Annotated in this window: 16 protein-coding genes and 1 pseudogene; 12 read left to right on the top strand and 5 right to left on the bottom strand. The window is 71.9% G+C overall.

Annotation, left to right across the window (positions count from 1 at the left end):
• Positions 1–9 precede the first annotated feature (9 nt).
• Together hisH and priA are read left to right on the top strand one after the other, a co-directional pair.
• A complete protein-coding gene (hisH, locus tag FFT21_RS26205; RefSeq protein WP_137816599.1) occupies positions 10–645 on the top strand; it encodes an imidazole glycerol phosphate synthase subunit HisH in 636 nt (211 codons plus the stop codon).
• A 29-nt stretch (positions 646–674) separates the two neighbouring features.
• Positions 675–1,406 carry a bifunctional 1-(5-phosphoribosyl)-5-((5-phosphoribosylamino)methylideneamino)imidazole-4-carboxamide isomerase/phosphoribosylanthranilate isomerase PriA gene (priA, locus tag FFT21_RS26200; protein WP_137816598.1) on the top strand — a complete coding sequence of 244 codons (732 nt, stop codon included), beginning with the start codon at positions 675–677 and terminating at the stop codon, positions 1,404–1,406.
• 1 nt (position 1,407) lies between these two features.
• Here the strand turns inward: priA and FFT21_RS26195 are convergent, their stop codons facing one another.
• Positions 1,408–1,791, bottom strand: coding sequence for a PPOX class F420-dependent oxidoreductase (locus tag FFT21_RS26195; protein WP_137816597.1), 384 nt, complete (start codon positions 1,789–1,791; stop codon positions 1,408–1,410).
• Between the two features lie 68 nt (positions 1,792–1,859).
• On the opposite strand from FFT21_RS26195, the gene hisF reads away from it, so the two are divergent.
• From hisF to hisI, 3 genes are read left to right on the top strand one after another with little or no spacing between them, the layout of a single operon-like run.
• Positions 1,860–2,633 (top strand): imidazole glycerol phosphate synthase subunit HisF, encoded by a 774-nt coding sequence (hisF, locus tag FFT21_RS26190; RefSeq protein ID WP_137816596.1) that lies wholly within the window; start codon positions 1,860–1,862, stop codon positions 2,631–2,633.
• Positions 2,630–2,998 (top strand): hypothetical protein, encoded by a 369-nt coding sequence (locus FFT21_RS26185; protein WP_137816595.1) that lies wholly within the window; start codon positions 2,630–2,632, stop codon positions 2,996–2,998. The genes hisF and FFT21_RS26185 overlap by 4 nt, the downstream gene beginning before the upstream one ends.
• Positions 2,995–3,354 (top strand): phosphoribosyl-AMP cyclohydrolase, encoded by a 360-nt coding sequence (gene hisI, locus FFT21_RS26180; RefSeq protein ID WP_137816594.1) that lies wholly within the window; start codon positions 2,995–2,997, stop codon positions 3,352–3,354. The genes FFT21_RS26185 and hisI overlap by 4 nt, the downstream gene beginning before the upstream one ends.
• Positions 3,355–3,422: 68 nt before the next feature.
• Here hisI and FFT21_RS26175 read toward each other — a convergent pair whose 3' ends face one another.
• Both FFT21_RS26175 and FFT21_RS26170 read right to left on the bottom strand, forming a co-directional pair.
• Positions 3,423–3,896: a hypothetical protein gene (locus FFT21_RS26175; protein ID WP_137816593.1), complete on the bottom strand. Its 474-nt coding sequence runs from the start codon at positions 3,894–3,896 to the stop codon at positions 3,423–3,425.
• The gene (locus FFT21_RS26170; protein ID WP_137816592.1) at positions 3,893–4,522 is read right to left on the bottom strand and encodes a hypothetical protein; all 630 of its coding nucleotides are present in this window, start codon (positions 4,520–4,522) and stop codon (positions 3,893–3,895) included. The genes FFT21_RS26175 and FFT21_RS26170 overlap by 4 nt, the downstream gene beginning before the upstream one ends.
• Before the next feature lie 116 nt (positions 4,523–4,638).
• Between FFT21_RS26170 and FFT21_RS26165 the strand changes: the two genes are divergently transcribed.
• The 6 genes from FFT21_RS26165 to FFT21_RS26140 all read left to right on the top strand — a co-directional run bounded on the left by FFT21_RS26165 (position 4,639) and on the right by FFT21_RS26140 (position 9,607).
• Entirely contained in the window at positions 4,639–5,430 is a 792-nt protein-coding gene (locus tag FFT21_RS26165) for an acylneuraminate cytidylyltransferase family protein (RefSeq protein WP_192909758.1), read from the top strand.
• A gap of 77 nt (positions 5,431–5,507) precedes the next feature.
• Positions 5,508–5,843 (top strand): hypothetical protein, encoded by a 336-nt coding sequence (locus FFT21_RS26160; protein ID WP_137816590.1) that lies wholly within the window; start codon positions 5,508–5,510, stop codon positions 5,841–5,843.
• A 31-nt stretch (positions 5,844–5,874) separates the two neighbouring features.
• Positions 5,875–6,180, top strand: a complete 306-nt coding sequence (locus FFT21_RS26155) for a pore-forming ESAT-6 family protein (RefSeq protein ID WP_137816589.1) — start codon at positions 5,875–5,877, stop codon at positions 6,178–6,180.
• A gap of 36 nt (positions 6,181–6,216) precedes the next feature.
• Complete coding sequence (locus FFT21_RS26150) at positions 6,217–6,597, top strand: DUF6507 family protein (RefSeq protein ID WP_137816588.1); 381 nt, start codon at positions 6,217–6,219, stop codon at positions 6,595–6,597.
• Positions 6,594–9,257, top strand: coding sequence for a scabin-related ADP-ribosyltransferase (locus tag FFT21_RS26145; protein WP_137816587.1), 2,664 nt, complete (start codon positions 6,594–6,596; stop codon positions 9,255–9,257). Before FFT21_RS26150 ends, FFT21_RS26145 begins: the two co-directional genes overlap by 4 nt.
• Entirely contained in the window at positions 9,254–9,607 is a 354-nt protein-coding gene (locus tag FFT21_RS26140) for a DUF6086 family protein (RefSeq protein WP_137816586.1), read from the top strand. The genes FFT21_RS26145 and FFT21_RS26140 overlap by 4 nt, the downstream gene beginning before the upstream one ends.
• Positions 9,608–9,658: 51 nt before the next feature.
• On the opposite strand, the pseudogene FFT21_RS30795 reads toward FFT21_RS26140, so the two are convergent.
• Positions 9,659–9,907, bottom strand: a pseudogene (locus tag FFT21_RS30795) (DUF6177 family protein); the annotation flags it as partial.
• Between FFT21_RS30795 and FFT21_RS30790 the strand changes: the two are divergent.
• Positions 9,793–10,365, top strand: coding sequence for an EndoU domain-containing protein (locus FFT21_RS30790; RefSeq protein WP_371856868.1), 573 nt, complete (start codon positions 9,793–9,795; stop codon positions 10,363–10,365). The pseudogene FFT21_RS30795 and the gene FFT21_RS30790 sit on opposite strands and share 115 nt — an antisense overlap.
• Here FFT21_RS30790 and FFT21_RS26130 read toward each other — a convergent pair.
• Positions 10,337–10,748 (bottom strand): IS5 family transposase (locus FFT21_RS26130; protein WP_137816584.1); only part of this gene is annotated, 412 nt, incomplete at its 5' end. The genes FFT21_RS30790 and FFT21_RS26130 overlap by 29 nt on opposite strands.

The following is a 10,748-nucleotide window of genomic DNA, read 5'->3' as shown; positions in this document are numbered from 1 at the left end:
CCTGGGGGTATGCCTCGGGTGGTGATCCTCGACTACGGGTCCGGCAACCTGCGCTCGGCGGAGCGCGCGTTGCAGCGGGTGGGCGCGGACGTCGAGGTGACCGCGGACCATCGGGCCGCGCTGAACGCCGACGGCTTGGCCGTACCCGGCGTCGGCGCGTTCGCCGCCTGCATGGCCGGCCTGCGCGCGGTCGGCGGCGAGCGGATCATCGGCAAGCGGCTCGCCGGTGGCCGGCCGGTCCTCGGCATCTGCGTCGGCATGCAGGTGCTGTTCGAGCGGGGCGTGGAGCACGGCGTCGAGGAGACCGGCTGCGGCGAGTGGCCGGGCACCGTGGAGCGGCTGCGCGCGGACGTGCTGCCGCACATGGGCTGGAACACCGTACGCGCGCCGGCGGAGTCCCGGCTGTTCGCCGGGCTCGGCCCGGACACCAGGTTCTACTTCGTGCACTCCTTCGCGGTCCGCCGCTGGGAGATGCCGCCGTCCGACATGTTCCAGCCGCCGCTGGTCACCTGGGCGCACCACGGCGAGGACTTCGTCGCCGCGGTGGAGAACGGCCCGCTCGCCGCCACCCAGTTCCACCCCGAGAAGTCCGGTGACGCCGGCGCGACGCTGCTGGAGAACTGGCTCAAGGACGTGGTGGGCTGAGCGGACGGGCCGCCCGTTAGGGTTGGGCCGTGACGTTCACCCTGCTCCCAGCCGTTGACGTGGCCGAAGGCAAGGCGGTCCGCCTGGTGCGCGGCGAGGCCGGCACCGAGACCTCCTACGGCGACCCTCTGGAGGCCGCCCTCACCTGGCAGGCCGACGGCGCCGAGTGGGTGCACCTGGTCGACCTGGACGCCGCGTTCGGCCGGGGCGACAACCGGGAGCTGCTGGCCAAGGTGGTCGGCGCGCTGGACGTCAACGTCGAGCTGTCCGGCGGCATCCGGGACGACGACTCGCTGGCCGCCGCGCTGGCCACCGGCTGCGCCCGGGTCAACCTCGGCACCGCCGCGCTGGAGAACCCGCGGTGGTGCGCGAAGGCGGTGGCCGAGTACGGCGACCGGATCGCCGTCGGCCTGGACGTGCGGATCACCGACGAGGGGCACCGGCTCGCCGCCCGGGGCTGGACCCGGGACGGCGGCGACCTGTGGGAGGTGCTGGACCGGCTGGACCGCGACGGCTGCGCCCGCTACGTGGTCACCGACGTGAGCAAGGACGGCACGCTGCGTGGCCCCAACCTGGACCTGCTGCGCGCGGTGTGCGCCCGCACCGAGGCCCCGGTGATCGCCTCCGGCGGTGTGTCCAGTGTGGACGACCTGCGCGCGCTGGCCGGGCTGGCGCCGCACGGGGTGGAGGGCGCGATCGTCGGCAAGGCCCTCTACGCCGGGGCGTTCACCCTGCCCGAGGCGCTGGCCGCGGTCCGCTGAGTCACGGCCGCGGCGTGATCGCGATACCGACCGTGCCCTCCCGGCCGCGCCGTAGCCGGCTGCCCCACAGCACCAGCCGGCCGACCAGCCCGTAGCGCGCCGCGATCAACTCCCGGGCACGCTGCGACCCCGCGGCGTCCAGCACCCGGGCCCGGCCCGGAACCTCCGGCCCGGTGGGGCGGCCCCGCGCGTCGCACGGCGCCAGCCGGACCGTCCCGTCCCGGCGGACGCGCTTCGCCTTGCCGGCGTCACGCGCGGTCCACACGACCAGTTCGGCGCCGTCACGGACCACCCACACCGGGGTCGGCACCGCCTCGCCGGTGCGCCGGAAGGTGGTCAACAGCAGGTACTTGCCGGCGGTCAGCCGCTCCACGTCCGATGCCACGACCCGACGGTAACCGCCGGGCGCACGTCCCGGATGGACGGCCGCGCCGGCGTCGTAGGCTGGCAGTCATGGCGGTCGCCGTACGTGTCATTCCCTGCCTGGACGTGGACCGTGGCCGGGTGGTCAAGGGCGTCAACTTCACCAACCTGGTGGACGCCGGGGACCCGGTCGAGCTGGCCCACGCCTACGACGCCGAGGGCGCGGACGAGCTGACCTTCCTGGACGTCACCGCGTCCTCCTCGGACCGGGAGACCACCTACGACGTGGTGCGCCGCACCGCGGAACAGGTGTTCATCCCGCTCACCGTGGGCGGCGGCGTGCGCGGCGTGGACGACGTGGACCGTCTGCTGCGCGCCGGCGCGGACAAGGTGAGTATCAACACCGCCGCGATCGCCCGGCCCGAGCTGCTCGGCGAGGCGTCCCGCCGGTTCGGCGCGCAGTGCGTGGTGCTGTCCGTGGATGCCCGGCGGGTCGCCGAGGGGGGCCAGCCCACCCCGTCCGGCTTCGAGGTCACCACGCACGGCGGCCGGCGTGGCACCGGCATCGACGCGGTCGAGTGGGCCGCCCGCGGCCAGGAGCTCGGCGTCGGCGAGATCCTGCTCAACTCGATGGACGCGGACGGCACCAGGGCGGGCTTCGATCTGGAGCTGATCCGGCTGGTGCGCAAGGTGGTGGACGTCCCGCTGATCGCCAGCGGCGGGGCCGGCACCGTGGAGCACTTCGCCCCGGCGGTGGACGCCGGCGCGGACGCGGTGCTCGCGGCCAGCGTGTTCCACTTCGGCACGCTGCGCATCGGCGAGGTCAAGGACTCCCTCCGCGCGGCCGGCGTGGAGATCAGGTGAGGGCCGGGCCGCCGCTGGAGATCCGCGTGGCCGCCCTGCTGATCGGCGCGGCGTCCCTGCTGTTCCTGCTGGTCGGAGCGGTGCGCTGGGTGCGGGAGGGCGGCGCGGACATCCTCACCGTGCCGGTGGTGGCAGCCGCGCTGCAACTGCCGGTGGCCGCCGGGCTGCTGATCGGGGTGCGGGCCAGCCGGATCGCCGGCATGGTGGTGGTCGCGCTGGCGGCTCTGCTGGACCTGGTCATCGCGCTCGGCGAAGGACCGTGGTGGACCCGGGTGGTCGCCGGGGCGCTCGCCGCCACCCACGGCTACGTGTTCGTCCTGCTCAACACCGCGCCCGCGCGGCAGTACCTGGGAGGTACCCGGTGACCAGTGCCCTCGACCCGGCGATCGCGGCCAGGCTGAAGCGCACCGCGGACGGCCTGGTGTGCGCGGTGGCCCAGCAGCGGGGCACCGGCGAGGTGCTGATGGTGGCCTGGATGGACGACGAGGCCCTGCACCGCACCCTCACCACCCGCCGGGCCACCTACTTCTCCCGCAGCCGGCAGCAGTTGTGGGTGAAGGGCGAGACCTCCGGCCACACCCAGTACGTGCACGAGGTGCGGCTGGACTGCGACGGGGACACCGTGCTGCTCACCGTCGACCAGGTCGGCAACGCCTGCCACACCGGCGCGCACACCTGCTTCGACGACACCGTGCTGCTCCCCGAACCCGCCGCCTCCTAACCCCGTCCAGCCTGCCGAACGGGTGCCGGCGGGCGCCCGGAACCCGCGTTGGGCCCGCTGAACGGGGATCAGCCGGTGGTATGGGTCGCGGTGTCCCGGCCGGCCAGGGCCGCCTCCAGGCGGCCGATGCGTTCCTCGTAGCGGGCGATCGCCGTCAGCCGGGCGCGCACCCGCGCGTGCTCGCCGCGGATCTCGTCGATCAGCGCCCTCGCCTCGGCCTGGTCGGCGCCGCCCTGCTCCGGCACGGCCGGCGGCCGCTCCATGGCGGCCAGCCGCTCGTCCAGCGCGGCCAGGTGTGCGCTCATCCGGCGCAGCTCGTTCTCCGTCCACGCCACCCGGCCGCACAACCGGTCCAGCTCGGCCCTTGCCGCCTCGTCGGCCAGGGACATCTGGCGCAGCTCGTCCAGCAACTGCCGGTTCCGCGCCTCCACCTGGCGGGCGACGATCGCCTCGACGTGCGGCCGCACCCGGTGCCACACCGGAGTGCCCAGCCGGCGCGCGGTCTCCCGCAGGAGTTCCTTCGTGGCAGAGGTCTCTGTCATGGCAGGAGTCGGATCCTTCCTTCCGCGTTCCACCGCCGCAGCAGCTCGGCCTCGGCGGACAGCCGGTGCTCGGCGGTGACCTCGACCGCGTCGCCCCACGCGTGCCGGAACGTCGTCTGTTCCGGATTGTCCACGATGGACATTCCGGTGAGCAGGGTGGTCGCCTCCGGGAACAGCTCGCTGACCAGGTACGTCGCCAGCGTGCCCGTGGTCGGCCAGACCGGCTCGGCCACGTCCAACCCGAGCAGGTGAACCAGCGGAAGGGTGAACTCGTAGTTGGACACCGGCACGAAGCCCAGGTCCATCGGCCACCAGTCGGGCAGCACCTCGGGCTCCCAGTGCAGCCGTCCCGGCTCCACCAGCAGGTACAGCCGGCTGGTGTAGTCGGCGAAGGTGAACGGGCTGGCCAGCACGCCCCGGTGCAGCACCACCACGTCGCAGCGCCGGCCCAGCGCCGGCAGCTCCCCGGGCCGGTCCACGGCCAGGCTGGTGATCCGGACGACCAGGTCGCACCCGTCCACGAGGGCCGCACGTCCCGGATCCGGCCCCAGCGGGGCGTTGCCGACCACCGCGATCCGGCGCGGCCGCGGCGTGCGGGCGTAGCTGGCGATCAGCTCTCGGAGCATGCCGCGCCGTCCGGTCGGCGCGGCGGGACACGTTGGTGTACCGATCATGGTGTGGCCGTCCCCCGTTGGGCTGAACTGGGCGAATCGGGTCACGGGTAAACCCGAGGATGACTGAGGTGATCACACAACAGGTCCTCGCGGTGGTACCCGCGCGCGGCGATTCGCGCAGCTTCCCCGGAAAGAATCTGGCTCCCTTCCTCGGCCGCCCGCTCGTCGCCCACACCGTGGCCACCGCGGCCGCCGCCGGAGGGGTGCACCGGGTGGTGGTCACCACGGACGACGACCGGATCGCCGCGGTCGCCGCCGGCGCCGGCGCGGACGTGGTCCGCCGGCCCACCGAACTGGCCACCGCCACCAGCCGCACGGTGGACGGCGTGCTGCACGCGCTCGGCACGCTCGGCGTGGACGACCGCACCGTGGTGGTGCTGGTGCAGCCCACCTCACCGCTGCGCACCCCCGCCGACATCGACGAGTGCCTGGACCGCTACCCCGGGCACGGCTCGGTGGTCCAGGTGACCGCCGCCGAATCCGGCCACCACCCGTGGAAGGCCTGCCTGCTGGTGGACGGCACGCTGCGGCCCTGCCACGACTGGGCCGACCTGGAGTCCCCCCGGCAACTGCTACCGGCGGTGCTGCGCCCCACCGGCGGCGTGTACGTGCTCCGCGCCGCCGACCTGGCCCGGCACCGGCGGTTCTTCGTGCCCGAGGTGCTGCCCCAGCGCGTTCCCGAGGACCGCGCCGTGGACATCGACACCGCCGCCGACCTGCACCTTGCCGAGCAACGCGCCCGTGCCCTCGGTTGGTCCGAACACCACCCGCACGGGCCGGCCCGCCCACGGCCCGTGGCCGTCGCCGCCTTCTCGTCGGGCACCGCGCGGGCGAATTCACGCAATCGGGAACCGTCGTGATCGGCGTTGCGTCACACTGTGCGAAGCCGCTCACCCAGCGGAGCGGCCCCGGATAGCTGGCAGGGGAAGGAGTGGGCGTGAAGTTCGACATGGGGTCGCAGACCCTGAGCAACCTGACGCGGCGGACGCAAGGTGCCTCCGACGACCTGGGGTCGTTGATCCGCCAGCTCATCGCCGCCGCCGAACCGCTGGAGGGCCGGTTCAACGGCGCGGGCCGGGCGGCGTTCGACAATTTCAAGGCGCACGCCGACCAGATCACCGCTGACCTCAACTCGGCACTGGGCGCGATTCTGGGTGGCCAGTCGGGAATGAACCGCGCCTTCGGGCACGGCGACACGGAGATGGCGGACAACGCGTCCTCGGCCCAGGGTTCGGCGAACTTCGACGCGGCGCGGTTCTCCGCGAACCGCTGACCGCGAGGATCTCCAGGAGGGGTGGACAGCCATGACGATGGATCGACTCAGCTTCGACACCGGGGTTTCCCAGCAGGTGCAGGGTGACCTGGCCGGGATCATCGGTCGCCTGGAGGCGACGATCGCGCAGCGCACCTCGGATGTGAACGCCGCGATGGCGGACTTCCAGGCCGACGGCGTGTCCGAGGAGTACCGGTCGGTGGAGCAGCGCTGGCACCGGGCGGCCAACGAGGTGCGGCAGATCATCCAGTTGGTGAAGACGACCATGGCCCGCAACGACGAGACGGCGGCCAGCACGCTGTCGCAGGCTCGGTCGGCGGTGCAGAGCATCGGCTGATCACGGCATCGGCTCACAGGGGAGGAAGGGCACGAGGTGACCGGCTGGAACATCGAACCTGCCGGGGTGCAGGGCGTGGTGGACCGGGCCAGGGCGCAGTCCGAGGAGTTCGAGGCCCAGATGAAGAGCCTGGACACGGCGTTGCAGGGGGCGGCGTCCGCCTCGCGGTCGCCGATCGTGGCCGGGGCCCTCGAGGGGCTCGCCAACGCCGAGCGCAAGCAGATCCAGTTCGTGTTCACCCGCGTCGGGGCCTGCATCAACGCCGCGGTACGGGCCACGAACTACTACGTGCAGGGTGACCTGCGGATGGCCGCCCACGCCCAGGCCGCGGCGGCCAGCGCACCCCAACCGGCGCCGCTGCTGCCCGGCAGCAGGTCACCGATCCCGCCCGGGGCGATGGCGCGGAGGGCGAAGTGATCGACCCGGAGAAGATCCCGCACATCCCTGACGTGCGGCCCGTGGCGGAGCACGCGAAAACGCTCGCCAAGGTGGGCAGGAACTTCGCGCACACCGGGGCCCAGATCAACCACATCTGGCAGGGGCTCGGCCACGTGTATCACGCCCCCGAGGCGGGAGAACTGCTGGCCGCCACCGCGCCGGTGCAGGCGGTGACCGCCTCGGTCGGTGACGACATCGCCGGCGTGGAGGTGCCGCTGTCCAACTACGTCACCGAGGTCGAGGCCATCCGGGGCCGGATGGAGGCGTTACGCCAGCAGGCGTACGCGCTCAAGGCGGACATCGAGCGCAAGGGCGACGACTGGCGCAAGGACAACGACCTCGTCGAGCGGGAACAGCGGATCTTCCACGGGGTGAGCGTCGAGGAGGCCGCCTTCGAGGACGCGCAACGCCGCTGCGCCAACGCGATCAACGCCTGCTACGGCGGCACGCAGTGGCACGCCGACAACGGCGACGGCAAGATCGACCCGAAGGCCGGCGAGTTCGGTTACAGCGCCACCCAGTACGACCTCGCCGCCAAGCAGACCGGCAAGGATGCGCTGCCCTGGGGGACGGTGGACGAGCACGACCGTGGCTTCTGGGGAGACGTCGGCGCGTTCTTCGGCGGCGTCAAGGACGGCGCGGTGCAGGCCGTCAAAGGCCTCGGCGGGCTGATCGGCTACGACGGCAACGGCCACTGGAGCTGGTCGGCTGCCGGGACGGCGTGGAAGGGCCTCGGCAAGTTCGCGCTCGCCACGACCCTGTACTCGCCCGTGACGGGCTTCGCCGGCGCCTGGCTGGACAACACCACCGGCGTGCCCGGCTTCAAGCGGCACGAGATGGGCAAGACGCTTCTCCAGGCCGGCAAGGGTCTCATCGCCTACGACGTGTGGAAGCACGACAAGTCCCGCGCCGCAGGCAACGCCACCTTCAACATCGTCACCGCCATCGTCGGCACCAAGGGTGCCGGTGCCGGCCTGCGCGGAGCCGGCGCGGCGGCGGAAGCCAGCCGGTTCGCCACCGTGGCCCGTGCCGGCTCGGTCATGGTCCGCGCCGGCGAAGGCATCGGCAAGATCCCCACCGTCACGGACATCGCGGTGGGCGCCGCGAAGCGCATCCCCAAGCTCGCCGGGCTCCTCGGCAGGGGATTCGAAGGCGTCGGCCGGGTCCACTTCGACATCCCGCATCACGGCGACACGCCCCACCCGCATGTGCCCGAACACGTCGACACGCCGCAACTGCCGGGACATGCCGATGCCTCGCCGCACGTGAAGGTGCCGCACGAGGCCGGAACACCGCACACTCCCGCCCCGCACAGCGTCGGCGACGCGCTGGGTCGCTCCCACCCCGCCGGGCACGACCCGGGCTCGGAGTTTCGCAGGGCGCACGAGGAGTTGCAGCGGGCCGGCGGACCCGGACACCACCGGGTGGATCAGCCGTGGGACTTCGAACCAGGCACCCCGCACCTGCCGGAGGGGCTGTCGCGGCACCCGGTCGGCCCGCTCGACCCGCACGATCCGCGGTTCGTGTACCGGGATGCCGACCCGGCCCGTCACCCGCTCTACCGCAAGGACCACGGTAGCGCGTCGCTGCACGACGCGTTCGAGCACGGCCTGCACGCCAGGCACCCGGACGGCCCGGCCGACCTGGACACGCTGGGCGCGCACAACAGCGGCTCCCCGCTGACCCGGACGCCGTTCATCTCCACCACCGACAGCCTGAAGCAGGCCCTCGGCCGGGACGGCGGGTTCCACAACGGCCGCATCCTGGACATCCGCGCGCCGGGCGGGATCGACGTGGACGCCACGTTCCACGACGCGTACGGGCGCGAGTTGGGGCTGAGTCATGGTGAGCGCGAGATCGCGCTCACCGGCCGCGTGCCACGCGAGTGGATCCGCGGCGGGTGGGAGATCGTCGACGGCAAGCCCCGCTGGTTCGACAACCCGCACTACGACCCGCACTACATGCCGCCCGAACTGCGCCACCCGGCGGCCATGCACGCCGGCGCACATGCCCCCGGCGGCATGGCGGGGCACCACCCGCCCGCCCATCCCGGCGAGCACGGCGGGCCTGGCGAGCACGGCGGGTCCGGCCACGGCCACCCCCCGGCCGACCACGGCACCCATGGCCAGCCGCACGACGGCCACGGCGGCGAGCACCATGGCAGTGGCGACCACACCGGCGGCGGCGACCATCATGGGGGTGGCCAGCCCCAACCGCACGACCCCACCAAGCCGCCGCCCAGCGTCACTTTCGACGACGCGAGGCGCCCGCGCCTCGGCAGCGACGGGAAGTACTACATTAGGGAGGGCGTCGACAAGGACGTCCCCATCGACCAGCCGGGGAATCTGTCGCGGACAATCACGGACGTCGACAATCCCCACGACGGTGTGCTCTGGGAGGAGAAGTCCGCGGTCAATGCGGGCGATGTCAACAAGTGGGTGAACAAGCAGGTCATCAAGAAGATTGAGGCATACATCGAGGCGCGCCAGCACATCGCGGGCTACGAGGACGCGCCGGTCGGCATCGAGTTCACCCGGCCCGGCGCTGACCCGGCGTTCAAGGCCGCCGTAGAGAAGGCCATCGAGGACCTGCGGGTCAAACATCCTGACGTGACGATCCTAGTAAAGTGGGCACCGTGAGCTACGTATTTGATGTCGGCGACGACACCGTATGGAGCCCTTCGCTGCAGGTGGGTGACCTCTACGTTCGATTCCTGTGCGAAATCGCGGAAACGCTGGGGGTCCGGACCGGTCTGACGGCGATCGCATCGGATATGTATGAAATCGACATCGATGTTTTCGCGAATCTCGTCAGAAAGCTGTTCGACGTCTATTTCTCCAGCGGCCATCCCGTGCTGCGCGGCCTGATCGAAGGCGTGCTCGCGCCGTCGGTGGTGGTCCTGGAGCGCGGCGGACGGCCACTCACTCCCAGTTCGGACGAGGAGCGAGAGTTCATCGAGCGGGCACGGGGTCTGTCCATGGCCAGGTGACCTCGCCGGCCTCCGCTCGTTGATCGAACTGCGGTCTACGGCGTCCGATGGCTAGCTTTGGTCCGGCATGCCGAAGTGGTTCAGGACGGTGGCGAGGTTCTCGTAGGGGCTGCCGGGTCCACCGTCGAGGCGGGCCCAGCAGGCTTGCCGGGGTCCGGTGCCCAGTAGCCGCACTCGCTCCACCGGTGCGCGCATCGCGTGGTCGGCCCCGCGCTCGGCGACCTGGCCGTGGCCGACGAGTATCGACCGGAGGGCACGAGCACGGCCACTCGTCGGACGACAACGGGCCGTCGCCCATCCGCGGCGGCGCGCCGCAGCCCCCGGATCCGAGCGCGATCACGCACACGCCGACATCCGCGCAGCACATTCTCGACGGAGACGGCGGGAAGCAGGGGGGTCACCGGGCCGGTACGGGCGTGCCTGGTAAGTCCGAGTTCCCCAAGAACTGGTCCGATCAGGATATTCTGGACCGCTCCGCGGACATCGCCCGAACGAGCAAGCCGGTGACCCCGGCGAAGCTCACCAACGACGGACACGGCAACAAGATGTTCTGCTGGGACTACGTCGGGGTGCGGGACGGAGTCAAGATCCGCGTCACGGTCCTGGAGAACGGGCACATCCGAACCGCTTACCCGGAGTCCGGTCCTGGCGTGGTCAAGAACCCGCCGGCAATCAACCCGCCGCCGAAGGGAACGCCTCTCGGCGCCTCACCTCGCTATAGAGCGTGTCTCATTTGGCGAGTTTCTTGTAGCAGGTGATGGCTGCGCCGAGGGTGAGGAAGGCGAGGAAGTGGGCGGCTTTGCGTTCGTAGCGGACGGTGAGGCGGCGGTACCCGGTCAGCCAGGCGATGGTCCTCTCGATCACCCACCGGTGTCTGCCGAGCTTGGTCGAGGATTCGATGCCTTTGCGGGCCAGGCGCGGGATGATCCCGCGTTGGCGCAGCCAGGAGCGCAGGGCGGGGATGTCGTAGGCCTTGTCGCCGTGGAGCTTGGCCGGCTTGCGGCGCCGTGGACCGCGGCGGGAGCGGATGGCGGGGATGGCGTTGACCAGGGGTTTGAGTGCTTCGCTGTCGTGGGTGTTGGCCGCCGAGACCGCCACGGTGAGCGGCAGGCCCGCGCGGTCGGAGAGGGTGTGAATCTTC

The organism is Gandjariella thermophila (assembly GCF_005405885.1).
GTDB lineage: Bacteria > Actinomycetota > Actinomycetes > Mycobacteriales > Pseudonocardiaceae > Gandjariella > Gandjariella thermophila.
The sequence above is the reverse complement of the archived record's forward strand: the minus strand, read 5'-3'. Positions and strand labels throughout refer to the sequence as shown.

Coding starts and splice junctions, on each gene's coding strand:
- FFT21_RS26155 (WP_137816589.1), top strand. CDS start 5,875: ATGACGATGGATCGACTCAGCTTCGACACCGGGGTTTCCCAGCAGGTG.
- FFT21_RS26170 (WP_137816592.1), bottom strand. CDS start 4,522: ATGCTCCGAGAGCTGATCGCCAGCTACGCCCGCACGCCGCGGCCGCGC.
- FFT21_RS26175 (WP_137816593.1), bottom strand. CDS start 3,896: ATGACAGAGACCTCTGCCACGAAGGAACTCCTGCGGGAGACCGCGCGC.
- hisF (WP_137816596.1), top strand. CDS start 1,860: ATGGCGGTCGCCGTACGTGTCATTCCCTGCCTGGACGTGGACCGTGGC.
- hisH (WP_137816599.1), top strand. CDS start 10: ATGCCTCGGGTGGTGATCCTCGACTACGGGTCCGGCAACCTGCGCTCG.